The organism is Pseudomonas sp. ES1, assembly GCF_050586605.1.
Taxonomy (GTDB): domain Bacteria; phylum Pseudomonadota; class Gammaproteobacteria; order Pseudomonadales; family Pseudomonadaceae; genus Aquipseudomonas; species Aquipseudomonas sichuanensis.
Map to the genome: position 1 here is coordinate 45,617 of NZ_JBOBDM010000011.1, position 24,608 is coordinate 70,224.

The following is a 24,608-nucleotide window of genomic DNA, read 5'->3' on the forward strand; positions in this document are numbered from 1 at the left end:
GCGATAGACTCGCCACCATGAACTCATCCGGTGATCGCCTCAAAGCCCTCCCGCAGGAGTGCAACCTGACCCCTTCCGACTTTGCTGCCCAGCGCAACGTCACGCCCCAACACATCAACAACTGGTTCAAGCGTGGCGTGCCGCAAGCTCGGCTCGACGAAATCGCCGAGCTGTTCTGTGTGTACCCGCGCTGGCTACGTAGCGGCGAAGGCCCTAAACATCCCGACCCTCTCGCACCCGCCCGCCCTGCCCTTGCACCCACGCAAGCCCCAGCGCCGCTGCTGGCGCTGGGCACGCAAAGCGTGCAACTGCCCTTGCATCAGTTGCAGCAGGGCAGCCTGAGTGCCACACCTGAGCTGTTCCAGCCGATCCCCCGCCAAGCCCTCGACAGCGTGGGTGTTGCCGCGCACAACGCCTTCTGTATCGGCATGCCGGCCAGCAACATGGCGCCGCTATTGCCCCCGGGCACGCTCCTGGCCATCGACTCCAGCCTCACCCGGGTGATCGAAGGCGAATACTACGCACTGCTGCACAACGGCCGGTTGCGCGTGCACCGACTCACCCAAGGCAACAACGGCACCTTGTGCCTGCACAGCCACGACCGTCTCAACCACCCGGTCGAGCGCTTCACCGCCCAGCAACGCAGAACGCAGAAGCTGCTGATCCTCGGCTGGGTGTTCTGGTGGTCCTGCCTGCGCCCGGCGCGGCCATGCTGAAACACTTCGCACTACTTTTTGCTGGGCATCCCCGGTGAGCCCTAGTATGCTACGCGCCACATCACGCCCCCTGATGGTGCAAGCCGCATTGCAGAGGGCCTGGCGACGCCTCACACAGCCGTCCGCCATCTTTTTCAGGCCATGTTGCCAACCGTTTAAGGCGATTGCGGCTTATCAAAAATGAGCCAAGATCGTCCCCGAGAAGCCGGCCACAAGCCGGCTTTTTAATGCCTGCACGATACCCCCGCATTTCTCTGCCACCGGGCATAGCCTGAGGTTGTCATGCGCGTCTTACCCGTGCCCATCGAACTAATGGATGAGGTCGTCGGCCAACCATTGAGCAATGTCGCGCTTGGCATGCAAAACACGCCAGACATCGATGTGGTCATCGCGCTCGACGTAGAACACCAGGTAGGGGTAACGCTTCAACGGCCAGCAGAACAACCCAGGCAGATCCAGATCGTGGCCATAGCGGCTGATACCCGATGTCGGATGGCGACTCATATGCCCGTAGCCTTGTTGAAGCGCATCGATGAATCCGACTGCGACTTGCTCTGTGGCCTCAGCAAGGTAGTAACTGACAGCATTCTCGACATCTTCACGCGCGAGCACTCGGGGAATCACTGGCTTGGCCGTTGCCTTCACCCCCTGCGTACCTTTGCCCGCAGTGATTCGAAGTAGTCATCATCCACCGAAGTGGTGGGAGCCGAGCCAGCCCCGGCCAGAAGCAGACTCCGTAGATGTTGCCGATCCTGATCCTTGCGGATCAACTCGCGCACGTACTCGCTACTGGTGCTGTAACCGCGCTGGCTGACCTGATCGTCAACGAACGACTTCAATGAGTCCGGCAGGGAAATGTTCATGGTGCTCATGACTGCGTCCGGATTTGCCAAAATTTGCCAAAGCATACACCCCAGAAAACACTGTTGAAGCCCTACACGACAAAAGGATGGCCGAGCATTACCCCTGCGACGAAACGCCAGTACCAAGCCAGGCATTCGAGGTGGATAACGCAGCCTCTCGTCGCAACTTCAGCCCTTCACACACACCACCTGGCGCAGGGTATGCACCACCTCGACCAGCTCGCGCTGGGCCTGCATGACCGCGTCGATATCCTTGTAGGCCATCGGGATCTCGTCGATCACGTCCTTGTCCTTGCGGCACTCGACATGGGCCGTGGCGCGCCGCTGGTCATCGACGCTGAAGCGGCTCTTGGCCTTGGTGCGGCTCATCACCCGGCCTGCACCATGGCTGCACGAGCAGAACGATTCCTCGTTGCCCAGGCCGCGCACGATGAAACTCTTGGCGCCCATGGAGCCCGGGATGATGCCCAACTGCCCCTTCTGCGCCGACACCGCCCCTTTGCGCGTCACCAGCACTTCACGTCCGAAGTGCCGTTCCTTCTGCACATAGTTGTGGTGGCAGTTGACCGCCTCGAGGCTGGCCTCGAACGGTTTGCCCAGCACCTTGCGGGTGGCCGCCACCACCGCCTGCATCATCAGCTCGCGGTTGTGCCGGGCGAAATCCTGGGCCCACTCCACCGCCTCCACGTAGTCGGCGAAATGCCGGCTGCCCTCTTCGAAATAGGCCAAGTCCTTGTCCGGCAGATTGGCCAGGTGCTGGCGCATGTCGGCCTGGGCCAGCTCGATGAACAGGTTGCCGATGGCATTGCCGACGCCGCGCGAGCCACTGTGCAACATGAACCAGACCCGGTCGGCCTCGTCCAGGCAGACCTCGATGAAGTGGTTGCCACCGCCCAGGGTGCCCAGGTGCTGGCGGTTATTGGTCTTTTCCAGCCGTGGGTACTTGTCGGTGATGGCCTTGAAGCGCCCGGCCAGGCCTTGCCACTGCTGGTCGGCGTGCCTGGGCACGTTGTCCCAGGCGCCCTGGTCGCGGCGACCAAAGGTCTTGCCGTGGGGCACGGCCTGCTCGATGGCCGTACGCAGGCCGTGCAGGTTGTCCGGCAGGTCGCGGGCATGCAGCGAGGTCCGCGCAGCGATCATGCCGCAGCCGATATCCACCCCCACCGCCGCCGGGATGATCGCGCCCAGGGTGGGGATCACGCTGCCGATGGTCGAGCCCTTGCCCAGGTGCACGTCCGGCATCACCGCCAGGTGCTTGAAGATGAACGGCATCTGCGCCGTGTTGAGCAACTGTTTGCGGGCCTCGTCTTCGACCGGCACGCCGTCGGTCCACAGTTTGATCGGCTTGCCGCCGGCGCCTTGCAAGGTGTCCATGTCATCGTTTCCGCAGAGCATTTGCCGCCATGATACCGCCGAAGGTCGTAGACCGGCCGCTTGCCAGCAAGGTGGCACAGTGCTGTATGCTTGGCCGGTCTTCAGGGCGGGGTGAAAGTCCCCACCGGCGGTAAATCGAAAGATGAGCCCGCGAGCGCCCCGGCCATGCCGGGGGTCAGCAGATCTGGTGCGACTCCAGAGCCGACGGTCATAGTCCGGATGAAAGAAGGCGTCAGGCAGGGGCCATCCAGGCGCCCCTGCGCGCGCATTTTGTTCGCCCCGAGACGTTCATCGATCATTCACGAGGAGCGTTTCATGTCCACCTTGCTCAACAAGCAATTCCCCAACGTCACTGCCGCCATCGCCGCCTTCCAGGCCGGGCGCCCGGTGCTGCTGCTCGACGACGACGACCGCGAGGACGAAGCCGATATCGTCGCCGCCGCCGAGAACCTTTCGCTGCAGACCATGGCCATGATGATCCGCGACTGCAGCGGCATCGTCTGCCTGTGCCTGGACGAAGCCACCGTCGACGCCCTGCAGCTGGCGCCGATGGTGCCGAACAACCAGGCCCGCCACGGCACCGGTTTCACCGTCACCATCGAGGCAGCCGAAGGCGTGAGCACCGGCGTCTCGGCACAGGACCGCATCACCACCATCGAAGCGGCGCTGCGCTCCACCGCGCAGCAGCGGCATATCGTCAGCCCCGGCCACGTGTTCCCGCTGCGCGCCCGCGACGGCGGCGTGCTGACCCGCCGCGGCCACACCGAAGGCTCGGTGGACCTGGCGCGCCTGGCCGGCCTGCGCCCGGCGGCGGTGCTGTGCGAGCTGATGAACCCCGATGGCAGCATGGCCCGGGGTGAGCAGGTGGCGGTGTATGCCCGGCAGTACAACCTGCCGGTGCTGACCATCGAAGAGCTGGCGCGCTATCGCGAAGCCATGCTGGAGCTTGAGGCCGAGCCGGCCTGACCTTTGTCGGGGGCGCTTTGCGCCCCTATCGCCGGCAAGCCGGCTCCCACAGGGATAGCGCATAGCTTGGGTTTATACGGTCGGGGTGGGAGCCGGCTTGCCGGCGATACGGCCTGAAGCTCAACGCAGCCCCAACGGCCCCTTCAAGAACGCATACAACCCCGCCGCACTCTTGCGATAGCCGTCAGCCGTCAGGTGCACCAGGTCTGGCCGCGCCAGCCCATTGGCCTGCCAACCGGCAATCGAGCACGGCCCGCCCATGAACGCCTGCCAGTCCCAGAACAGCGCCTTGTGCCGCTGTGCCAGTTGCTTCTGAATGCGGATCACCGACGCCAGCGGCTGTGGCTGACGCGCCGCGCAACTGCCCGCCTTGCGCCGCTTGATCGAGTCCGGCGGCCCGACCAGCAGGATCGCTGCTTGCGGCAGGTCCTTGCGCAGGCTGCGCAGCGTCGCCTCCAGCTGCGACTGGTACAGCCCCAGGTCGAGCGTGTCGTCGAAGGCCTCGTTGGTGCCATAGGCCAGGATCACCAGGTCCGGTCGCACAGCCTTGAGGCTGTCCAGCCAACCCGGCTGCCACTTGTCCACCACCTCCTGGCGGGCACCATTGATGCCCAGCGCCGAGTAGATCACCCCGGCATTCCTCTGCCCCTGCAGGTACCAGCCGCCCAACGCGATGTTGCCCCCACCCTCCACGCCCAGTTGCAGCGGCAGGCCGAGATTGGCGAAGGCCGGGCTGAAGCGCCACTGCCCGTTGGTGATGGCCAGAGGGCGACGCTGGCCGCCGTTGGCCAGTAGCGTGGCGTTGCCGGTGGACTGGTACAGCGCCGAGACCTTGTAGCGCTGGCGGTCTTCATCACGCGCCTTCAGCAGCACACTGGAGCGGTTGGCTTGCGGCAGCGACAGGTAACCGCCAAGCGGGAACTGGCTGCTCTGCTGGTTGCGTGCCGACACCAGTTGCCACTGGCGCGCCTCGCTCTTGATGATCACTCGGTCATTGCGGATACCCGGCACCGACGAAGCCGGCACCAGGCCGATACCGCCATCGCCGTATTGCGCCTGCAACAGGCGGCGCAGCTCACCGCTGAACAGGTCGGCGGCGGTGTGCGAGTCGCCCAGCTGGACGATGCCAACCGGCGCGCGGCCGGCATTGCGCAACTTGCCGGCAAGCAGGCCGACATTGCCGTCCTGGCGCACAACGGGCGCGGCTGCCGGCCGTGCGGCGGGCTGGGTGGCCACGCTGTTGGCGCCGGTGCTGCACGCAGGTACGGCGCTGATCAGCAGGGCCAGGCCCAGCAAGTGATGCCATTGGCGCATCTTAGTGTCCTGTAACGGTCAGGCCCGGCAAGCTGATCAGCGACAGTACCTGTGCGGCGATCATCTTCTGGCCCGTGATGGTGAAATGAATGCCGTCATCGACCCGCACCTTGACCCGCTTGCCCTCGGGCGTCAGCACCGTCGCGGCGAACCCGTCGTCGGTATAGCCGAGGATCGGGTTGGCCGACACATAGTGCTGGCCGTACAGCGCAGTCTGCTGCTGGTACAGGTCGCTCAGGTAGCCCATGGCCGTGGACAGCCGCGGCTTCTCCATGTTCGGCGGCCCGACCCACAACACCTGCACGTTGTGCGCACGGGCCTGGTCGAGGATCGAGTCGATACGTGCACGATAGGCCACTTCCCACTCCGGCGACTTGAAGCGCAAAAACGGCTTGCCCTTGCCCTGGGGCATGTCCCAGGGGTCGTTGGGGCCGAGGAACACCACCATCAGGCGGATGTTCGGCTCGTGGGCGAGGGTCTCGGCCACGGTTTTCGGCCAGTTGAAGAAGCCCGGGTAGGCAAGGCCGGTACTCTGCTTGCTGAGGTTGACCGTGCGGATCTGGTAGCGCTTGCGCAGGCTGTTGGCCAGGTGCGGGGCCACGCCCTGCATCAGCGAGTCGCCGACCAGCAGCACGTCATCGCCGGCGGCCAGGGAAACCACGGTGCCAGGTTGCAGCAAGGTCGGGGCAGATGCCGCCGGCGGTGCTGCAACGGCTACCTGAGGCGGCAGGGCATGCTGGGGGGCAGGCGCAGGCAGGGCCACTGGCGCCGCCGGCAAGGGCTGGGCCAGCGCCGCCGGTGTTTCCAGGTTGACCGTGACCACCGGCATCGGCGCGGGCAGCACCTCGGGCAATGGGCCTGCGACCTGCTGCTGCGCCGCTTGCAGTTGCGCGATGACGCTGTCGCGGCCCTGCTCCAGCGCCGCCGTCAGTTGCGCCCCGAAGCGCCAGGCCGGCAGTTGGCCGAGCAGCGGGATCTCGCAGCTCTGGTGGTACTTCTGCTGGCAGTACAGCCTGATCGAGTCCTGGTTCAGCCAGAACAGCAAGGCGGTCGTGACCACGATCGCGTACAACGCACGGGCCGCGCCCATCTGCACCTGAAACAGCTGTTTGCTATCAGAAGCTTGCATAGATGAACCCCGGCACACCCGATTGCGACGCGAAAATCACCAGCGACACGCCAATCCCCAATGGCACTGGGTACAGCTGCCAGGGCAGCCGCTGGCTGGCAGCAAAGCCCTTGCGCAGCACTGCCAGCCACTGTGGATAAGTAGCGATGTAAAACACGCAGGCCAGCAGCATGAGGCCGGTGGCGCTGTTGAGCCCGGCCAGGCTCAGTTGGGCGATGTCGCCGAGCATCTCGACGGCGCCGTCCAGCGTCGGGCTGCGGAAGAAGATCCAGGCAAAAGCCACGTAGTGGAAGGTCATCAGGCGTGCCAGCAGGCCAGCGCCGGGCATATTCGCGAAGCCTGGCAGCAGCTGGCTGAACAGCTTGGAGAGGGCCAGGCCAACCCCGTGCAGCGCGCCCCACAGAATGAAGTTGATGCTGGCGCCATGCCACAGCCCGGACACCAGCATCGCCAGCAGCATGTTCAGGTTGCCGCGCCACACGCCTTTGCGGTTGCCGCCCAGCGGGATATAGACGTAGTCACGGATGAAGCGCGACAGGCTGATGTGCCAGCGCCCCCAGAACTCCTTGAGGTTGTGCGCGGCATAAGGTGCGTTGAAGTTCTCCGGCAGGCGGAACCCCAACAGCAGGGCGATGCCGGTGACCAGGTTGGTGTAGCCGCTGAAGTTGAAGTAGATCAGCAGGCTGTAGCCGTACACGCTCAACAGCACCTGCTCGGGGGTGAAGCTGCCCGGGGTTTCGAACACCGGGTCGACCCACTCACTGCCCAGCCAGGCGCTGAGGAAGAACAGCTTGACCACCGCCAGCGCGATCAGCCCCAGCGCCCGCTGCGGCTCCAGCACCTGGCGCAAGCCCTGCGGGCGGATCTGCGGCAGCATGTGCAGGGCGCGGTTGACCGGGCCGGCCACCAGGCTGGGGAAGAACGCCAGGTACAGGGCCAGGTCCAGCGCCGTGGCCGGCGCCAGTTCGCGACGGTTGATCGATACCAGGTAGCTGACCGAATGGAAGGTGTAGAACGACAGGCCGATGGGCACCAGCAGTTCCAGCAACGGCAGCGACACGTCCAGCCCGGCCGCCGCCAGCGCGGCTTGCACGCCTTCGACGAAGAATGCCTGGTACTTGAACAGGTAGAAGCAGCCCAGCACCAAAGTCAGCAGCAGCACGCCGCAGAACCGGCGCCCGGGGTAGCGCCCGGCCAGCAGCCCAAGCAGGTACACCAGTGCGCTATAGCCCAACAGGATGTACAGCGAGTTCAGGCTGAAGCTCGCCACCAGGCCATAGCTAGCCGCCAGTAGCAGGAGGTTCTGTAGCCGTGCACTCCAGCACAGGCTCCAGTAGACAATGAAGAACAGCGTAAAGCAGAGGCCGAATTCGATCGAAAGGAAGCTCACAACGTAGTCCGTTACGTGACATCAAAGGGGGGTGCCAGCCCGCAGGCCAGAGGGCGCGGAGTATGGCAGAGGGCCAACCCCCTCACAATCTGAAAACGACTGGATTTGCAAGACATCCGCACCGGCACAAATGCTACAAAATAAGACCAAAGCCTTGCTGATTTGCTCCCCCTGCCCCGCTCTGCTAGTGTCGCGCCGTTCTGAATACCACCGAGACAGTCGCCATGGCCCGCAAAAAAGCCTCCATCGATTTCGAACAGTCCCTCGCCGACCTGCAAGCCCTGGTCGAGCGCCTGGAGAACGGCGAATTGTCGCTGGAAGAGTCGCTGGCCGCCTTCGAGCAAGGCATCGCCCTGACCCGTGACTGCCAGGGCGCCCTGGCCCAGGCCGAGCAAAAGGTGCAGATCCTGCTGGAACGTGACGGCGAGCTGGCTGCCCAGCCGTTCGACGCGGAGCCAGAGGCATGATCGCCGGTTACCAGGCCAGCGCCCAGGTGCGGGTCGACGCCGCACTGGAAACGCTGTTCAAGGCCCCCTCCAAAGAACTCGAGCGCCTGTACGCCGCCATGCGCTACAGCGTGATGAACGGTGGCAAGCGCGTGCGCCCGCTGCTCGCCTACGCCGCCTGCGAGGCCCTGGGTGCGCCGGCCGAACAGGCCAACGGTGCGGCCTGCGCGGTGGAACTGATCCACGCCTACTCGCTGGTGCATGACGACCTGCCGGCAATGGACGACGACGACCTGCGTCGCGGCCAACCGACCACCCACAAAGCCTTCGACGAAGCCTGCGCCATCCTCGCCGGCGACGGCCTGCAAAGCCTGGCGTTCAGCGCCCTGCTGGACCCGGCGCTGAGCCCGCAAGCCGACAGCATCCGCCTGCAGATGGTCCAGGCCCTGGCCAAGGCCGCGGGCCCCGCCGGCATGGTCGGCGGCCAGGCCATCGACCTTGGCTCGGTGGGCGTCAAGCTCGACCAGCAGGCCCTGGAATACATGCACCGGCACAAGACCGGCGCGCTGATCGAAGCCAGCGTGCGCCTCGGCGCCCTCGCCAGCGCCCGCGCCGAACAGGCCCAGCTCGACGCCCTGCAGACTTATGCACAGGCCATCGGCCTGGCCTTCCAGGTGCAGGACGACATCCTCGATGTGGAGAGCGACACCGCCACCCTGGGCAAACGCCAGGGCGCCGACATCGCCCGTGACAAACCGACCTACCCGGCGCTGCTCGGGCTGGACGCGGCCAAGGCCTATGCCCTGGAACTGCGCGACCAGGCGCTGGGCGCCCTCGCCGGCTTCGGCGACAGCGCCGAGCCGCTGCGGGCGCTGGCCCGCTATATCGTCGAACGCCGTCATTGAACCTTGACGCCTCTCCCTGTGGGAGCGGGTTTACCCGCGAATGCGGTAGTTGATGCAACATCGCATTCGCGGGTAAACCCGCTCCCACAGAGGGCGTAGGCCCCCGCTTGAATGGGCAGCTTTTCCCACAATGGGGTAAACTGCCGCGTCTTCAAACCTATAACGACTCGCCTGATGCCCACGACGTTTCAAGAGATCCCCCGCGAACGCCCGGTCACGCCGTTGCTCGACCGCGCCGACACGCCTGCCGGCCTGCGCCGGTTGGCCGAAGCCGACCTCGAGCCTTTGGCCGACGAGCTGCGCCAGGAACTGCTCTATACCGTGGGGCAGACCGGCGGGCATTTCGGTGCCGGCCTGGGCGTCATCGAGCTGACCATCGCCCTGCACTACGTCTTCGACACCCCGGATGACCGGCTGGTGTGGGACGTCGGTCACCAGGCCTACCCGCACAAGATCCTCACCGGCCGGCGCAACCGCATGTTGTCGCTGCGCCAGAAGGACGGCATCGCCGCCTTCCCGCGCCGTAGCGAGAGCGAGTACGACACCTTTGGCGTCGGTCACTCCAGCACCTCGATCAGCGCCGCGCTGGGCATGGCCATCGCCGCCCGCCTGCAGAACGATCCGCGCAAATCCATCGCGGTGATCGGCGATGGCGCACTGACCGCCGGCATGGCCTTCGAAGCGCTGAACCACGCGCAGGAAGTGAATGCCGACATGCTGGTCATTCTCAATGACAACGACATGTCGATCTCGCGCAACGTCGGCGGGCTGTCCAACTACCTGGCCAAGATTCTCTCCAGCCGCACCTACGCCAGCATGCGCGAAGGCAGCAAGAAAGTGCTGTCACGCCTGCCTGGCGCCTGGGAAATCGCCCGCCGCACCGAGGAATACGCCAAGGGCATGCTGGTGCCCGGCACCCTGTTCGAAGAGCTGGGCTGGAACTACATCGGCCCGATCGACGGCCACGACCTGCCGACCATGATCGCCACCCTGCGCAACATGCGTGACCTCAAGGGCCCGCAGTTCCTGCACGTGGTGACCAAAAAGGGCAAGGGCTTCGCCCCGGCCGAGGTCGACCCGATCGGCTACCACGCCATCACCAAGCTGGAGCCGGCCAACAAGCCGGTCGCGCCGAAAAAGCCGAGCGGGCCGAAGTACTCCGCCGTGTTCGGCCAGTGGCTGTGCGACATGGCCGCCGCCGACAACCGCCTGGTGGGCATCACCCCGGCGATGAAGGAAGGCTCGGACCTGGTCGACTTCAGCGAACGCTTCCCCGAGCGCTACTTCGACGTGGCGATTGCCGAACAGCACGCGGTCACCCTGGCCGCCGGCATGGCCTGCGAAGGCGCAAAGCCAGTGGTGGCGATCTACTCCACCTTCCTGCAGCGCGGCTATGACCAGCTGATCCACGACGTGGCGGTGCAGGACCTCGACGTGCTGTTCGCCATCGACCGCGCCGGCCTGGTAGGCGAGGACGGCCCGACCCACGCCGGGGCCTACGACCTGTCGTACCTGCGTTGCATCCCCGGCATGCTGGTAATGACCCCGAGCGACGAGAACGAGCTGCGCAAGATGCTCAGCACCGGCCACCACTACAAGGGCCCGGCGGCCGTGCGCTACCCGCGTGGCACCGGCCCGAACGCGCCGATCAGCGGCGACCTCGAGCCACTGGAGATCGGCAAGGGCGTGGTCCGCCGCCGGGGCAGCAAGGTCGCCCTGCTGGTGTTCGGCGTGCAACTGAGCGAAGCCCTGCAGGTCGCCGAAGAGATCGACGCCACCGTGGTCGACATGCGCTTCGTCAAACCGCTGGACGAAGCCCTGGTGCTGGAAATGGCCGCTGGCCATGAGCTGCTGGTGACCGTCGAAGAAAACGCCATCATGGGCGGTGCCGGCGCTGCCGTGGGTGAGTTCCTCGCCCGCGAGGCGGTGGTCAAACCGCTGCTGCACCTGGGCCTGCCGGACATCTATGTCGAGCATGCCAAGCCGGCGCAAATGCTCGCCGAGTGCGGGCTGGATGCGGCGGGGATCGAGGCTGCGGTCAAGGCTCGAATAGCCAAGCTCGGCCTGTAATCCCTGGGGCCGCCTTGCGGCCCATCGCTGGCAAGCCAGCTCCCACAAGGATCGCCTGATTCCTGTGGGAGTTGGCTTGCCAGCGATTGTTTTTGGAAGCCCATGAAAATCTCAAGCTTTGCCACCCTGCTCTGCCTCCCTCTCCCGCTATTGGCCGCCGAACGCGACGACGCCCTCAAGCTCCCCGACGTACTGATCAGCGCCAGCCGCCAGGTCGAATCGCGCAGCGCCACCAGCGCCGCCAACACGGTGTTCACCCGCAGCGACATCGACCGCCTGCAACCCAGCAGCGTCAGCGACCTGCTCACCCGCGTGCCCGGCGTGCAAGTGGCGCCGACCGGCGGCCGTGGCAGCCTGCCCGGCATCTTCATCCGCGGCACCAAGGCCGCGCAGACGCTGGTGCTGGTCGATGGCGTGCGCATCGCCAATGCCACCTCCGGCGACAGCGGCCTGCAGTTTCTCGACGTCGAGCAGATCGAGCGGGTGGAAGTGCTGCGCGGCTCGCGTTCGGCGGTGTACGGCAGCGACGCCATCGGCGGGGTGATCCAGATCTTCACCCGCCGTGGCGACGGCCAGGGCCTGCAGCCCCGCCTGCGCCTGGCGGCCGGCAGCAACCAGGCCTGGCAACGCAGCCTGGGCCTGTCCGGCGGCGATGGCGACACCCGTTTCAACCTGGGCGCCAGCCTGGACGAGACCGCCGGGATCGATTCGACCGGCCCGTCATTCGCCAGCGACGGCGACCATGATGCCTACCGCGACCGCTCGCTGAACCTGAGCCTGAGCCACGTGTTCAACGAACGCTTCGAGGCCGGGCTGAACCTGCTCGACAGCCGTGGGCGCAGCGAATACGACAACCCGTTCGGCCTGTTCGGCCAGAAGCCCTATACCGACTTCACCGTCAGCAGCCTCGGCACCTACCTGGACGCCCAGCTCAACGACGCCTGGCATTCACGCCTGGAGCTGGGCCATAGCGAGAACCGTGACGACAAGCGCGACAAGCTCAGCGACCAACGCCAGGTGTTCAACACCTACCGCGACCAGGCCACCTGGCAGAACGATTTCACCCTGGATGCGCGCAACAACCTGCTGCTCGGCGGCGACTGGTACCAGGACCGGGTGCATGCCAGCACCGACTTCGACGAGGACAGCCGCTGGAACCGTGCGATCTTCGCCCAGCATCGCTTCGCCGGTGAGTGGTTCTCCACCGAGCTGGGGCTGCGCCGCGACCAGAACCAGCAGTTCGGCGGCCAGACCACCTGGAGCGCCAGCCTCACTCTGCCCGTCAACGCCAGCAACGACCTGCTGCTGTCCTACAGCGAGGGGTTCCGCGCGCCGACCTTCAACGACCTGTACTACCCGCAGTACAGCAACCCGAACCTGGACCCTGAGCGCTCGAAGAGCTACGAGCTGCAATGGCGTAGCCAGCTGACCGCCGACAGCCGCCTGGAAGCCTCGCTGTACCGCACCGACCTGCGCGACGCGATCATCTTCGGCGCCGACTCGATCCCACGCAACGTGGCCTCGGCGCGCATCAATGGCTTCGAGCTGGGGCTGCAGCAGCAATGGGGCGAATGGCACAGTCAGCTTGGCCTGGCACTGATCGACCCGCGCGACCGTGACAGCGGCCACACCCTGGCCCGCCGCGCCCGGCGCACGCTGAGCCTGGACCTTGATCGGCAGTTCGAGCGTTTCAGCCTGGGCGGCAGCTGGCAGGCCGTCAGCAGCAGCTACGACGATGAAGCCAACCGCAATAGCCTGGGTGGCTACGGCCTGCTCGGCTTGCGCGGCGGCTGGTCGGCGACGGATGAGGTGAAGCTGGAGCTCAAGCTCGACAATCTGCTGGACAAACAGTACAGCCGCGCCCTGTACAGCTTCGATGGCAGCCAGTACGGCTATCGCGAAGAGGGTCGCACCTGGCTGCTCAGCGTCACCTGGACACCGGCGCTGTAGCGTCGAGCAAGGCACACAGCCGCGCGGTGGCCTCGATCATCTGCCCGCTGGGCCGCTCCAGGCCCTTGTCCGGCACCACCAGCAGGTGGCCAGCGGCCACGGCGCTCAGCTTCGGCCAGCTACGCCAGCTGGCCAGTTGCGCCGGGTCGCCAGCGAGGATCACCTGCGGGTCACGCAGCAGCACCGACTCCACGCTGACCTGTGGCGCCGGTTGCGGCAGGTCATCGAACACATTGCGCGCCCCGCAGACCCGCAACGCATCGCTGACCACCTGCCGCCCGCCCAAGGTGTACAGGGGCTTGTCCCACACCTGGTAGAACACCCGCAGCGGCGTCTCGCGCCGGTAGCGCTCGCGCAGGCCGTGCAGCCGTTCACGCAGGCTGGCCGCATACACGCGCCCCTGCTCGTCACGCCCCAGGCGCTGGGCGATGGCTTCGATCTGGGTGATCAACTGGTCGAGGTCGCCGGGCTCGGCGCTGAAGGTGGCAATGCCCAGGCGCCGCAACTGGTCACGCTGCGCAGGCGCCACGCTGCCGGGCCAGAGCAGCAGCAGGTCGGGCTTGAGGCTGAGCAGCCGCTCCATGTCCAGTTGCCCATGGCGCCCCACCGAGGGCAGATCCTGCAGCGATGCCGGGCGCTCACCGCCATCGAGCAGGCCGACCAGCAGGTCCTGTGCCTGCAACTCGACGACGATCTCGGTCATGGACGGCGCCAGGCTGACCACCCGCGGCGCAGCCTCGGCCTGGGCGCCGAAGCTCAGCAGTGCACACAGAACGAGCAGCGCCCGCATCAGCCGAGCTGGCGCGGAATGCGGTAGAGGTACAACAGCACCACGGTGGAAATCGCCAGGAGAATCTGCGGCACCGCCTCCAGCCCGACCAGCACCGACAAGGCGGCGACCCAGGCCGGGAAACAGGCATACAGCATGGCCAGGCGCCGCACCCGCGCCAGCTCGATCCAGGCGGCCGGCTCCTCGGCACTGCCGAGGAGCTTGTCGGTGGCGATCAGCGTGCGCTTGTAGGCGCCAAAGCGCGGCAGGCTGAGGAACATGGTGGCTGCACCGGCGATGAACAGCGGCATGGCCAGCACCGGGATCAGCGGCTCGCCGCCACCGAAAGCCCAGGCCATCACCGGCAACGGCACCAGGCCGACCGCCAGGTACTGCCACCAGGCCAGCGCCAGGCGCCGCTTCACCTCGCCACGGGTCACGCCTGCGGCACCTCGCCCTGGTGCTTGTTGCCCATCATGTGGCCCAGCTTGTCGGCCTTGGTGGCCAGGTACAGGCGGTTGTGCGGGTTGTGGCCCGTGTGCAGCGGCACGCGCTCGGCGACCTTGATGTGCATGTCGGTCAGGGCTTTGACCTTGCGCGGGTTGTTGGTCATCAAGCGCAGCGCGCTGACGCCCAGATGCTCGAGCATCGGCAGGCACATGGCGTAGTCACGCTGGTCGGCGGCGAAGCCCAGGCGCTCGTTGGCCTCGACAGTGTCGGCGCCGCCGTCCTGCAGCTCGTAGGCGCGGATCTTGTTCAACAGGCCAATGCCACGGCCTTCCTGGCGCAGGTACAGCAGCACGCCACGGCCTTCGCGGGCGATGGCCTGCAGCGCGGCGTCCAGCTGTGAACCGCAGTCGCAACGCTGGCTGAACAGCGCATCGCCGGTCAGGCACTCGGAGTGCAGCCGCCCCAACACCGGCTCGCCGTCGGCGATATCACCCAGGCTGAGCACCACATGCTCACGGCCAGTGGCTTCGTCGAGGAAACCATGCATGGTGAAAATCGCGTAGGGGGTCGGGAGTTTGCAAGCGGCGACAAAGACGACGGGCACGTTGTGCTCCTGGGAAGTAGGAAATTTCAGTTGGGCCGATTGTATCAGCAGCCCGGCGCAGGTGCGCAGGCTGAATATCGCCGCTTAAGATCGAAAAGTTCGATGCTTATGGGGAGCGCGCGCTGCATGCACCTGGGAACAACTGCCCTGCTGATTATCAGGACGCTGGCGCGAACCCTGTGGGAGCGGCTTTAGCCGCGAAGCAGGCAACCCAGTGGATGGCACCGGCTTCGCCGGTGTTCGCGGCTAAAGCCGCTCCCACAGGGCCCGCGCCAACGGTGGAAACTACCAGCCGCCCTTAATGGGGCTGGCTGTCGGCGCTGAACGGATACGGCTGCTTCCAGCGCTCGAAGATCGGCCTCAACTCACCGCTGCGCACCAGCTCGGCCATGCGCTTGTCGAACAGCGCACTCAGGGCCTTGCCCTGCTCGCTACGGGTAAAGGCCAGGTACAGCGGCAGCTCGGCGACGTGGGTGCTGCGAAAACGCTCGGGGTGTGGCGACTGCCCAAGCACGTAGTCGACTTCGGTCTGCGCATCGATGTAGAAGTCCACCCGGTCATGCTCGAGCATCGGCAGGATGCCCTCGCGGCGCTGGACCTCACGGAAGTTGTGCACGTTGGGCAGGTAGCTGGCGTAGTCATAGCCGCGCACCCATGCCAGGCGATACTGGCCGACGTTTTCGGGCGTGGGCTGTGCCTTGCCGGCCAGGCCCAGGGCGTAGATGTGGTCCATGTCGAAGTGCCAGCGCGGGTAGAGGTTGTCGTCGTTCTCTTCCTTGTACGAGCCGACCCAGGCATCGGCCTCGCCACGCCTGACCAGGCCGACTGCACGGCTGTACGGCGCGCTTTGGGTGACGACCTTGACCCCTGCCGGCTCGAACACCTTGCGCAGCACGTCCCAGGCTACCCCGCTGCCGTCGGCGTTGGTGTAGTCGAGCCATTCCTCGCTGACCAGGCGCACCTGCGCGGGCGTCTCGCGGGCCATGGCGGCCGGGGCGACGAGCAGCATCAATGCCAGTACAACAGTCCTCACGCCCATCACAACACTCCTGTGTTTCAGGCCACCGCCCACACCAGAACCTGCATGCCCAGCCAGGCAAACACGCCGGCCAGGATATCGTCGAGCATGATCCCGAACCCGCCATGCACATGCCGGTCGACCCAGCGGATCGGCCACGGCTTGAGGATGTCGAAGAAGCGGAACATCAGGAACCCTGCGAGCAGCCACTGCCAGCCTTCCGGCACCAGCCACAGGGTGATCCACATGCCGACGATTTCGTCCCAGACAATGCCTTCATGATCGTGGACGCGCAAGTCATTGGCCACTTTGCCGCACAACCACACACCGAACAGCATGCTGATGCCCAGCAGCAGCCAGTAGCCCCAGTCGGGCAGCATCTGCCACAGCGGAATGAACGGCAGTGCCACCAGCGAGCCCCAGGTCCCGGGGGCCTTGGGCAAGGTGCCGGAGCCGAAGCCGAAGGCGATGAAGTGCCACGGGTTGCGCCAGACCGAAGGCGGAACGAACTCCGCAGGCACCTGGTTCGGGTGGTCGGTCACGGTGTCTCCCTGAAATGTTGATAGCCCCGCTGTTGCGGGGTGATGTCCCGGCCCTGCGGGTCGCGCAGCGTCACGCCCTGGCCTTGCAGCACATGGCCGATCACCTGCACGCCAGCGCCCAGGGTCGCCAGGGCCGCCTCGGGTACGGTGAACGCCAGCACGTAGTCGTCGCCACCGGTGAGCGCCGCGTGCAACGCCCCCTCATGGCCGAGCAAGGCCTGCAAAGCGCCAGACACTGGCACCTGCGCCAGGTTCACCTGCAATGCCACGCCGGACGCCTTGGCGATGTGCCCGCAATCGGCCAGCAGGCCGTCGGAGATATCCAGCGCCGCCGTGGCCAGGCCACGCAGCCGCTCGCCAAGCTGCAGTTGCGGCAGCGGCGACCAATAGTGCTCAAGCAGCGGCCCAGCCACCTCGTCGATGGCCTCGCGTTCGCCCAGCACCAACGGCAGCGCCCCGGCCGCATTGCCCAGATCACCGCCGACACACAGCAGGTCGCCCGGGCGGGCGCCACTGCGGCGCAGCGCCTGGCCGGCCGGCACCCGGCCGAACACGGTCACGGTGATGCTCAGCGGGCCACGGGTGGTGTCGCCGCCGATCAGGCTGATGCCGCAGCGCCGGGCCATGCGCCCGAGGCCGTCGGCGAAGCCTTCGAGCCAGTCGGGGCCGACCTGGGGCAAGGTGAGCGCGAGGGTGAAACCGATCGCCGTGGCGCCCATGGCCGCTAGGTCGCTGACCGCCACGGCCAGCGCACGCTGGCCGAGCAGCAAGGGGTCGCAGACTGCGGGGAAATGCACACCGGCCACGAGGGTGTCGGTGGAGATCGCCAACTGCTCGCCGGCGGGAATGTCCAGCAGGGCGCAATCGTCGCCGATGCCCAGGGCCACGCCTTCGCCGCCCTGCGCACAGGGCGCGGCGGCGAAGTAATGGCTGATCAGCTCGAACTCACCCATGGCTGGCAGGCGCGCACTCAGCGCTTGTTCGCCTTGACTTCCGCCTCACGCAGACGCGGAGCCAGCTTGTCCAGCACGCCGTTGACGAACTTGTGGCCGTCGGTGGCGCCGAACACTTTCGCCAGTTCCACGCCTTCGTTGATCACTACGCGGTACGGTACGTCGGCGCGCATGATCAGCTCCCAGGTGGACAGGCGCAGAACCGCCAGTTCGACCGGGTCGAGCTCTTCGAGCGGGGTGTCCAGGCAAGGCTTGAGTGCTTCGTCGATTTCGCTCTTCTTCGCCGGAACCCCGTGCAGGATCTCGCGGAAGTAGGCGCCGTCGATATCGGTGAAATCGTTGTCGACCCGGAACTGCGCTTCGACCTCGTTCAGCGAATGCTTGGCCATGTGCCACTGGTAGAGGGCCTGGGTGGCGAGCTTGCGGGCTTCGCGACGCTTGGCGCTCTTCGAGGGCTTGCCGGCATCCGCAGGTTTCGGATCGCGCGGGTTGAAACGATCGCTTTCGTCGCTAATCACTTGGCCTCCAACTGCGCCAGCAGGCTGACCATTTCCAGAGCGGACAGGGCAGCTTCAGCACCTTTGTTGCCGGCCTTGGTGCCGGAACGCTCGATGGCCTGTTCGATGGAGTCGACGGTCAGCACGCCGAAGGCCACCGGAACACCGAACTCCATGGACACCTGGGCCAGGCCCTTGGTGCACTCGCCCGCCACGTATTCGAAGTGCGGGGTACCGCCACGGATCACGGCGCCCAGGGCGATGATCGCGTCGTAGTTGCCTTGCTGGGCGACTTTCTGTGCCACCAGCGGGATTTCAAACGCGCCCGGGGCACGGATGATGGTGATGTCGCTTTCGCTGACGCCGTGGCGTACCAGGGCATCGACTGCACCGCTTACCAGGCTTTCGACGACGAAGCTGTTGAAGCGGCCAACCACCAAAGCATAGCGACCTTTGGGGGCGATGAAGGTACCTTCGATGGTCTTCAGGGTCATTCTTGAGTTCTCATCTTCAAGAGCGAGGCCGCGCTGTGGCGGCCTCGGGAGGGTTTTGACTCGAGTTGCAAGGCGATCAAGCCGCCTCAAGTCACTCGGAGGGCACGTATTCTACAACTTCCAGATCGAATCCGGATATCGCATTGAACTTCATTGGCGAACTCATCAGGCGCATCTTGCGCACACCGAGGTCGCGCAGGATCTGCGAGCCGGCGCCAACGGTGCTGTAGGTGGTCGGTGCCTTGGGTTGCGCATCGCCCGCGCTTTCGCGGATGTGCGCCAGCAGCACGTCGCCGTCCAGCGGGTGGCCCAGCAGCAGCACCACGCCGCTGCCGGCTTCGGCCACGGCAGCCATGGCCGCGCGCAGGCTCCAGCGGCCCGGCTGCTTGACCATCAGCAGGTCGCGCAGCGGGTCCATGTTGTGCACCCGCACCAGGGTCGGCTCTTCGGCGCAGATCTTGCCGAGGGTGAGGGCCATGTGCACGTCGCCTTCCACCGCGTCACGGTAGGTGACCAGGTTGAACTCACCCAGTTCGCTCTCGATCGGCTGCTCGGAAACCCGCTGAACGGTACGCTCGTGGATCATGCGGTAGTGGATCAGGTCGGCGATGGTGCCGATCTTCAGGCCGTGCTCGGCGGCGAACACTTCCAGCTCGGCGCGGCGCGACATGGTGCCGTCGTCGTTCATCACTTCGCAAATCACCCCGCTCGGCTCGAAACCGGCCATGCGCGCCAGGTCGCAGGCGGCTTCGGTGTGGCCGGCGCGGGCCAGGGTGCCACCGGGCTGGGCCATCAGCGGGAAGATGTGGCCAGGGCTGACGATGTCTTCGGCCTTGGCGTCCTTGGCAGCGGCGGCCTGCACGGTGCGCGCGCGGTCGGCGGCGGAGATGCCGGTGGTGACACCCTCGGCGGCCTCGATCGACACGGTGAACTTGGTGCCGAAACCGGAACCGTTGCGCGGCGCCATCAGCGGCAGCTTCAGGGTTTCGCAGCGCTCGCGGGTCATCGGCATGCAGATCAGGCCACGGGCGTGCTTGGCCATGAAGTTGATGTGCTCAGGCAGGCAGCATTCGGCCGCCATGATGATGTCGCCTTCGTTCTCGCGGTCTTCGTCATCCATGAGGATGACCATTTTGCCCTGGCGGATGTCTTCAACCAGTTCTTCGATGCTGTTGAGCGCCACGCGGCACCCCCTTCTCAATCAGGATTTCAAGAAGCCGTTGGCGGCCAGGAAGCTTTCGGTAATGCCACTGCCCTTGCTCGGCTCGGCGGCCTTGTCACCCAGCAGCAGACGCTCCAGGTAACGGGCCAGCAGGTCGACCTCAAGGTTCACCCGACGCCCTGCGCGGTAGTCGGCCATGATGGTTTCGGACAGGGTATGCGGGACGATGGTCAGCTCGAACTCGGCGCCATCGACTTCGTTGACCGTCAGGCTGGTGCCGTCGACGGTGATCGAGCCCTTGTGGGCGATGTACTTGGCCAGCTCTTTGGGTGCGCGTACGCGGAACTGGATGGCGCGGGCGTTATCGGCGCGCGAGACGATCTCGCCGACGCCGTCGACGTGGCCGCTGACCAGGTGGCCGCCCAGGCGGGTGGTGGGCGTGAGGGCCTTTTCCAGGTTGACCCGGCTGCCGGTTTTCAAGTCGACCATGGCGGTGCGCTTGAGGGTCTCGACGCTGACGTCGGCCCAGAAGCCGTCGCCGGGCAGTTCGACGGCGGTCAGGCACACGCCGTTGACGGCGATGCTGTCGCCAAGCTTGACGTCGCCCAGGTCGAGCTTGCCGGTTTCTACATAAACGCGCACGTCACCGCCCTTGGGGGTCATGCTGCGGATGGTGCCGATGGATTCGATGATGCCGGTGAACATGCTGTTCTCCTCAAAGACAGGCTGCGCGGGGCAAGCCCGGCATTATACGCCGGGGGCCGGCAGGGGGATGGCAGTGACTCGCCAGTCATCGCCGACTGCGCGCATTTCGGTGATCTTCAGCCGCGGCGCCTCGCTCATCTGCGCCAGTGGCCAGTCCAGCAGCGGGCGGGCAGCGGAGCCGAGGAAGGTGCCGGCGACGAACAGCTGGAACTCGTCGACCAGGCCCTGGCGGGCGAAGGCACCGACCAGGCCGGCACCGGCCTCCAGCAGGATTTCGTTGACGCCGCGCCCGGCCAGGGTGCGCAGCAGCGCCGGCAGGTCGATCTGGCCGTCGCTGCCGGGCAGGTTGATCAGTTCGTGGCCAGCGGCGGCATAGCGCGGATCTTCACCGGCGGCGGTGATCACCAGCGCCGGGCCGGCCTGGAAGAATGGCGCGTCCAGTGGCAGGCGCAGGCGGCCGTCGATCAACACCCGCAACGGCGGGCGCGACAAGGCCAGGGCCGTGAGCTCGGCGTCCAGGCCCAACTGCTCAGCGCGTACGGTCATCCGCGCCTGGTCCTGCAGCACACTGGCGGCGCTGGTCAGTACCACGCTGGAACGCGCGCGCAGGCGCTGCACCGCCGAGCGGGCGGCGGGGCCGGTGATCCACTGGCTTTCGCCGCTGGCCATGGCGGTGCGGCCGTCCAGGCTCATCGCCAGCTTGGCGCGAACGAACGGCAGGCCGTGCTCCATGCGTTTGAGGAAACCGGGGTTGAGGGCACGCGCTTCGGCTTCGAGCACGCCACTGGCCACTTCGATCCCGGCCTCCTGCAGGCGGCGCAGGCCATTGCCGGCCACTTGCGGGTTGGGGTCCTGCATGGCCGCCACCACCCGCGCCACGCCGGCCTTGACCAGCGCCTCGGCGCACGGCGGCGTGCGGCCATGGTGGCTGCAAGGCTCGAGGGTGACGTAGGCACAGGCGCCACGGGCGCGCTCGCCGGCCTGGCGCAGGGCGTGGACTTCGGCATGGGGCTCGCCAGCGCGCACGTGCCAGCCTTCGCCGACCACCTCGCCATCGCGCACGATCACGCAGCCTACGCGTGGGTTGGGGTGGGTGGTGTAGAGGCCCTTGCGGGCCAGTTCCACGGCCCGGGCCATGTAGTGGGCGTCGAGAATGGCGGCTTGGCTGGTCATGCTTACTCTTTGGCTGGCTCGCGGGCCAGGCGGTCGATTTCTTCGCGGAACTCGTCGAGGTCCTGGAAACGCCGGTAGACCGAGGCAAAACGGATATAGGCGACTTCGTCGAGCTTGCGCAGCTCGGCCATCACCAGCTCACCGACCACCAGTGACTTCACTTCACGCTCGCCGGTGGCGCGCAGGCGGCTCTTGATATGCGCCAGCGCCGCTTCCAGGCGCTCGACGCTGACCGGCCGCTTCTCCAGCGCGCGCTGCATGCCGGCGCGCAGCTTGTCTTCATCGAAGGGCTGGCGCGTGCCGTCCTGCTTGATCAGCCGTGGCAGGACCAGCTCGGCGGTTTCGAAGGTGGTGAAACGCTCGCCGCAGGCGACGCATTCGCGACGGCGACGAACCTGTTCGCCCTCGGCGACCAGGCGCGAGTCGATGACCTTGGTGTCGTTGGCACCGCAAAACGGACAGTGCATGGTGGCAGGCAACAAAAAAAGGGAGGGCCATGGTAGCGCATTGCACTGGCAAGACAAGCTACCATCCATGCAATTCTGCCCGCCAAGGACTACACCATGCACTATCGAGCGCTCGTCGTGCTGTGCGCCGCCGCCCTGCTCGCCGCTTGCGGCAGCGACCGACCAAAGCCTGAGCAGGCCCCCGCGCCCGTGCCGGCCAAGGTGGCGAAGAAAGCCCAGCCTCTCGGCCCGCTGCCGGCCTACCAGCGCGAGTTGAGCGGCACGCTGATGGAGATCCCCGCCGGCGCCAACGTCGAACTGGCACTGCTGGTCATCGACGAGCGGGGCCGCCCGCAACAGCTGCTGGCCAGCAGCACCCTGACCGGCACCGGCCAGGCCCTGCCCTACCAACTGCGCTTCAACCCCGAGGCCTTCCCCGCCGGGGCCCGCGTGGAGCTGCGTGGCCGTGCCAGCCAGTCCGGCCAGTTGATCATGCACCTGCCACCGGTGCGCATCGCCCAGGCCGAAACCCAGGCCACTGGCCCGCTGCGCTTCGAAAAGGCTCCGTAAATGGCACCGCACGCCCTGCAACAGGCCCTGAGCGGCCTGATCGGCGAAGCGCGCCTGGTGGTCAGCGAGCTGCCCGGGTGCGCACTGAAGCTCTGGCTGATCGACGACCAGAACATGGACCGTGAATTCAGCAGCGAGGAAACCCGGCGCATCCTCGAAGAACCGCCCTACTGGAGCTTCTGCTGGGCCAGCGGCCTGGCCATGGCGCGCTACCTGGCCGAGCGCCCGGAGTGGGTGCGCGGCAAGCGCGTGCTGGACTTCGGCGCCGGCTCCGGCATTGCCGGTATCGCTGCGGCCCGCGCGGGCGCGCTTGAGGTGGTGGCCTGCGACCTCGACCCGCTGGCCCTCGACGCCTGCCGCGCCAACGCCGCGCTCAATGGCGTGGCGCTGAACTACAGCAGCGACTTCTTCGCCGAGGCCGACCGCTTCGACCTGATCCTGGTCGCCGATGTGCTGTACGACCGCGCCAACCTGCCGTTGCTGGATGAATTTCTCAGCCGTGGCCGCCAGGCGCTGGTGGCGGATTCGCGCGTGCGCGACTTCAGCCACCCGCAATACCGCCCGCTGGGCGTGCTCGAGGCCCTGACCCTGCCGGACCTGGCCGAGCCGCACGAATTCCGCCGGGTCAGCCTGTACCACGCCAGCCGCGAGCCTTTATAGTGGGGCATTCACGTTTGCGAGAGTCACGATGAGCCAGGAAACGCAGTACATCTTCGATGCCACCGATGCCACCTTCCAGCAACTGGTCATCGAGAACTCCTTCCACAAACCCGTCCTGGTCGACTTCTGGGCCGAGTGGTGCGCGCCGTGCAAGGCGCTGATGCCGCTGCTGGCGAAGATCACCGAGGGCTACCAGGGCGAGCTGCTGCTGGCCAAGATCAACTGCGACGTCGAGCAGCAGGTGGTGGCCCAGTTCGGCATCCGCAGCCTGCCGACCGTGGTGCTGTTCAAGGACGGCCAGCCGGTCGACGGTTTTGCCGGTGCCCAGCCCGAGTCGGCCATCCGCACCATGCTCGAGCCCCATGTGCAGATGCCCGCGCCGCCAACCGCCGCGCCGCTGGAGCAGGCCAAGGCGCTGTTCGCCGAGAGCCGTTTCAGCGAGGCCGAAGCGCTGCTGCAGGTGCTGCTGGGTGAAGACAACAGCAACGCCGAGGCGCTGATCCTGTACGCCCGCTGCCTGGCCGAACGCGGAGAGCTGGGCGAGGCGCAAGTGGTGCTGGACGCAGTGAAGACCGATGAACACAAAGCAGCCCTGGCCGGCGCCAAGGCCCAGCTGACCTTCCTGCGCCAGGCCGCCAGCCTGCCGGAAGCCGCCGAGCTGAAAAGCCGCCTGGCGCAGAACCCGCAAGATGACGAGGCCAGCTACCAGCTGTGCATCCAGCAACTGGCGCGCCAGCAGTACGAAGCGGCGCTGGACGGGTTGCTCAAGCTGTTCCAGCGTAACCGTGGTTACGAGAACGGCTTGCCGCAGAAGGCGCTGCTGCAGGTGTTCGAGCTGCTGGGCAGCGATCATCCGCTGGTGGGGGTGTACCGCCGTAAACTGTCGGCGGCGATGTTCTGACCCAATAATTGGCGAGGGCTTCGACCTCGTTCGCGGGTAAACCCGCTCCCACAGGATTCAAGAACAGCGCGATCCCTGTGGGAGCGGGTTTACCCGCGAAAATGCCAGCACAGAACCTGCTGGTTCACCCCACCCAGTGATACACCGGCGCATCCACGCCGCTTTCCACCTTCACCTCACTGCTGTGCCGCAGCCGCACCAGCAGGCGCTTGCCCGCCGCCGTGCTGCCGGCGAGCCCTTCCAGGCGATCGAGCAACTCGGGCCCGCTCATCTGCCCGGCTTGGCGCAACACATCACGCGCGGCCATCCACTGCCCGTCATCCTGGCGCGGCACGGGGCTGGCACTCACCGGGGCGTTTTCGACCAGCGCAGGCTGCTCCAGCCGACGCCCCAACTGCGCCCACTCTTCCGGCGCCAGCTCGATGGTCAAATCCACCGGCCATTCACCGATCTGTCCACGAATTCTCACGCTGCCTTCCTCGTACCAGGGCTGAATGCCGTCATGCTCCCACGAACATGAAACCTGTGCCAGGCAGGCTGG

The 24,608-nt window shown here is 66.3% G+C and carries 28 protein-coding genes and 1 riboswitch; of the genes, 9 read left to right on the top strand and 19 right to left on the bottom strand.

Going from position 1 to position 24,608, the window contains the following annotated elements:
• Nucleotides 1-17: 17 nt before the first annotated feature.
• Entirely contained in the window at nt 18-716 is a 699-nt protein-coding gene (locus ACQ4N9_RS06710) for a LexA family transcriptional regulator (RefSeq protein WP_390966647.1), read from the top strand.
• Between the two features lie 309 nt (nt 717-1,025).
• Here the strand turns inward: ACQ4N9_RS06710 and ACQ4N9_RS06715 are convergent, their stop codons facing one another.
• From ACQ4N9_RS06715 to ACQ4N9_RS06725, 3 genes are all read right to left on the bottom strand, one after another.
• Entirely contained in the window at nt 1,026-1,361 is a 336-nt protein-coding gene (locus tag ACQ4N9_RS06715; RefSeq protein ID WP_390966645.1) for a type II toxin-antitoxin system RelE/ParE family toxin, read from the bottom strand.
• Entirely contained in the window at nt 1,358-1,588 is a 231-nt protein-coding gene (locus tag ACQ4N9_RS06720; protein WP_390966643.1) for a type II toxin-antitoxin system ParD family antitoxin, read from the bottom strand. The genes ACQ4N9_RS06715 and ACQ4N9_RS06720 overlap by 4 nt, the downstream gene beginning before the upstream one ends.
• Nucleotides 1,589-1,747: 159 nt before the next feature.
• Nucleotides 1,748-2,974 carry an RtcB family protein gene (locus ACQ4N9_RS06725; protein WP_390966641.1) on the bottom strand — a complete coding sequence of 409 codons (1,227 nt, stop codon included), beginning with the start codon at nt 2,972-2,974 and terminating at the stop codon, nt 1,748-1,750.
• Nucleotides 2,975-3,046: 72 nt separating this feature from the next.
• Nucleotides 3,047-3,188: riboswitch (FMN riboswitch) on the top strand.
• Nucleotides 3,189-3,268: 80 nt separating this feature from the next.
• Between ACQ4N9_RS06725 and ribB the strand changes: the two genes are divergently transcribed.
• Complete coding sequence (ribB, locus tag ACQ4N9_RS06730; RefSeq protein ID WP_125462444.1) at nt 3,269-3,919, top strand: 3,4-dihydroxy-2-butanone-4-phosphate synthase; 651 nt, start codon at nt 3,269-3,271, stop codon at nt 3,917-3,919.
• A 120-nt stretch (nt 3,920-4,039) separates the two neighbouring features.
• Here ribB and ACQ4N9_RS06735 read toward each other — a convergent pair whose 3' ends face one another.
• The 3 genes from ACQ4N9_RS06735 to ACQ4N9_RS06745 are packed head-to-tail and all read right to left on the bottom strand — an operon-like array spanning nt 4,040 to nt 7,752.
• Nucleotides 4,040-5,233 (bottom strand): SGNH/GDSL hydrolase family protein, encoded by a 1,194-nt coding sequence (locus ACQ4N9_RS06735; RefSeq protein ID WP_390966638.1) that lies wholly within the window; start codon nt 5,231-5,233, stop codon nt 4,040-4,042.
• 1 nt (nt 5,234) lies between these two features.
• Nucleotides 5,235-6,362, bottom strand: coding sequence for an SGNH/GDSL hydrolase family protein (locus tag ACQ4N9_RS06740; RefSeq protein WP_390966636.1), 1,128 nt, complete (start codon nt 6,360-6,362; stop codon nt 5,235-5,237).
• The gene (locus ACQ4N9_RS06745; RefSeq protein ID WP_390966634.1) at nt 6,349-7,752 is read right to left on the bottom strand and encodes an MBOAT family O-acyltransferase; all 1,404 of its coding nucleotides are present in this window, start codon (nt 7,750-7,752) and stop codon (nt 6,349-6,351) included. Before ACQ4N9_RS06745 ends, ACQ4N9_RS06740 begins: the two co-directional genes overlap by 14 nt.
• Before the next feature lie 224 nt (nt 7,753-7,976).
• On the opposite strand from ACQ4N9_RS06745, the gene ACQ4N9_RS06750 reads away from it, so the two are divergent.
• From ACQ4N9_RS06750 to ACQ4N9_RS06765, 4 genes are all read left to right on the top strand, one after another.
• The gene (locus ACQ4N9_RS06750) at nt 7,977-8,219 is read left to right on the top strand and encodes an exodeoxyribonuclease VII small subunit (protein WP_011531978.1); all 243 of its coding nucleotides are present in this window, start codon (nt 7,977-7,979) and stop codon (nt 8,217-8,219) included.
• Nucleotides 8,216-9,103: a polyprenyl synthetase family protein gene (locus ACQ4N9_RS06755; protein WP_390966632.1), complete on the top strand. Its 888-nt coding sequence runs from the start codon at nt 8,216-8,218 to the stop codon at nt 9,101-9,103. The genes ACQ4N9_RS06750 and ACQ4N9_RS06755 overlap by 4 nt, the downstream gene beginning before the upstream one ends.
• Before the next feature lie 174 nt (nt 9,104-9,277).
• Nucleotides 9,278-11,173 (top strand): 1-deoxy-D-xylulose-5-phosphate synthase, encoded by a 1,896-nt coding sequence (dxs, locus tag ACQ4N9_RS06760; protein WP_347150058.1) that lies wholly within the window; start codon nt 9,278-9,280, stop codon nt 11,171-11,173.
• 102 nt (nt 11,174-11,275) lie between these two features.
• Nucleotides 11,276-13,123 carry a TonB-dependent receptor domain-containing protein gene (locus tag ACQ4N9_RS06765; protein WP_390966630.1) on the top strand — a complete coding sequence of 616 codons (1,848 nt, stop codon included), beginning with the start codon at nt 11,276-11,278 and terminating at the stop codon, nt 13,121-13,123.
• Here ACQ4N9_RS06765 and ACQ4N9_RS06770 read toward each other — a convergent pair.
• From ACQ4N9_RS06770 to nrdR, 12 genes are all read right to left on the bottom strand, one after another.
• Nucleotides 13,101-13,913, bottom strand: coding sequence for a cobalamin-binding protein (locus ACQ4N9_RS06770; protein ID WP_390966628.1), 813 nt, complete (start codon nt 13,911-13,913; stop codon nt 13,101-13,103). The two genes, ACQ4N9_RS06765 and ACQ4N9_RS06770, sit on opposite strands and share 23 nt — an antisense overlap.
• Nucleotides 13,913-14,332 carry an MFS transporter gene (locus ACQ4N9_RS06775; RefSeq protein ID WP_258644375.1) on the bottom strand — a complete coding sequence of 140 codons (420 nt, stop codon included), beginning with the start codon at nt 14,330-14,332 and terminating at the stop codon, nt 13,913-13,915. The genes ACQ4N9_RS06770 and ACQ4N9_RS06775 overlap by 1 nt, the downstream gene beginning before the upstream one ends.
• Nucleotides 14,329-14,946, bottom strand: a complete 618-nt coding sequence (gene ribA, locus ACQ4N9_RS06780) for a GTP cyclohydrolase II (RefSeq protein ID WP_125462436.1) — start codon at nt 14,944-14,946, stop codon at nt 14,329-14,331. The genes ACQ4N9_RS06775 and ribA overlap by 4 nt, the downstream gene beginning before the upstream one ends.
• A gap of 298 nt (nt 14,947-15,244) precedes the next feature.
• Nucleotides 15,245-15,985 (bottom strand): substrate-binding periplasmic protein, encoded by a 741-nt coding sequence (locus ACQ4N9_RS06785; protein ID WP_390966625.1) that lies wholly within the window; start codon nt 15,983-15,985, stop codon nt 15,245-15,247.
• Nucleotides 15,986-16,002: 17 nt separating this feature from the next.
• Nucleotides 16,003-16,506 carry a phosphatidylglycerophosphatase A family protein gene (locus ACQ4N9_RS06790; protein WP_023632630.1) on the bottom strand — a complete coding sequence of 168 codons (504 nt, stop codon included), beginning with the start codon at nt 16,504-16,506 and terminating at the stop codon, nt 16,003-16,005.
• Nucleotides 16,503-17,459 carry a thiamine-phosphate kinase gene (gene thiL, locus ACQ4N9_RS06795; RefSeq protein ID WP_390966623.1) on the bottom strand — a complete coding sequence of 319 codons (957 nt, stop codon included), beginning with the start codon at nt 17,457-17,459 and terminating at the stop codon, nt 16,503-16,505. Before thiL ends, ACQ4N9_RS06790 begins: the two co-directional genes overlap by 4 nt.
• Before the next feature lie 17 nt (nt 17,460-17,476).
• Entirely contained in the window at nt 17,477-17,977 is a 501-nt protein-coding gene (nusB, locus tag ACQ4N9_RS06800) for a transcription antitermination factor NusB (RefSeq protein ID WP_110993353.1), read from the bottom strand.
• Nucleotides 17,974-18,450, bottom strand: coding sequence for a 6,7-dimethyl-8-ribityllumazine synthase (gene ribH, locus ACQ4N9_RS06805; protein ID WP_110993352.1), 477 nt, complete (start codon nt 18,448-18,450; stop codon nt 17,974-17,976). Before ribH ends, nusB begins: the two co-directional genes overlap by 4 nt.
• A 91-nt stretch (nt 18,451-18,541) precedes the next feature.
• The gene (gene ribBA, locus ACQ4N9_RS06810) at nt 18,542-19,633 is read right to left on the bottom strand and encodes a bifunctional 3,4-dihydroxy-2-butanone-4-phosphate synthase/GTP cyclohydrolase II (RefSeq protein ID WP_110993351.1); all 1,092 of its coding nucleotides are present in this window, start codon (nt 19,631-19,633) and stop codon (nt 18,542-18,544) included.
• 18 nt (nt 19,634-19,651) lie between these two features.
• Entirely contained in the window at nt 19,652-20,317 is a 666-nt protein-coding gene (locus tag ACQ4N9_RS06815; protein ID WP_110993350.1) for a riboflavin synthase, read from the bottom strand.
• Nucleotides 20,318-20,359: 42 nt separating this feature from the next.
• Nucleotides 20,360-21,490: a bifunctional diaminohydroxyphosphoribosylaminopyrimidine deaminase/5-amino-6-(5-phosphoribosylamino)uracil reductase RibD gene (gene ribD, locus ACQ4N9_RS06820; RefSeq protein WP_390966621.1), complete on the bottom strand. Its 1,131-nt coding sequence runs from the start codon at nt 21,488-21,490 to the stop codon at nt 20,360-20,362.
• 2 nt (nt 21,491-21,492) lie between these two features.
• Entirely contained in the window at nt 21,493-21,957 is a 465-nt protein-coding gene (gene nrdR, locus ACQ4N9_RS06825) for a transcriptional regulator NrdR (protein ID WP_016393425.1), read from the bottom strand.
• 96 nt (nt 21,958-22,053) lie between these two features.
• On the opposite strand from nrdR, the gene ACQ4N9_RS06830 reads away from it, so the two are divergent.
• From ACQ4N9_RS06830 to trxA, 3 genes are read left to right on the top strand one after another with little or no spacing between them, the layout of a single operon-like run.
• Nucleotides 22,054-22,506: a YbaY family lipoprotein gene (locus tag ACQ4N9_RS06830; RefSeq protein WP_390966619.1), complete on the top strand. Its 453-nt coding sequence runs from the start codon at nt 22,054-22,056 to the stop codon at nt 22,504-22,506.
• On the top strand, nt 22,507-23,166 hold the full coding sequence (locus ACQ4N9_RS06835) for a class I SAM-dependent methyltransferase (protein ID WP_125857273.1): 660 nt from the start codon (nt 22,507-22,509) through the stop codon (nt 23,164-23,166). It abuts the gene before it with no gap.
• Nucleotides 23,167-23,194: 28 nt separating this feature from the next.
• Nucleotides 23,195-24,067 (top strand): thioredoxin, encoded by an 873-nt coding sequence (trxA, locus tag ACQ4N9_RS06840; protein ID WP_258644358.1) that lies wholly within the window; start codon nt 23,195-23,197, stop codon nt 24,065-24,067.
• Nucleotides 24,068-24,191: 124 nt separating this feature from the next.
• Here the strand turns inward: trxA and ACQ4N9_RS06845 are convergent, their stop codons facing one another.
• Entirely contained in the window at nt 24,192-24,536 is a 345-nt protein-coding gene (locus tag ACQ4N9_RS06845; RefSeq protein ID WP_258644348.1) for a hypothetical protein, read from the bottom strand.
• Nucleotides 24,537-24,608 lie beyond the last annotated feature (72 nt).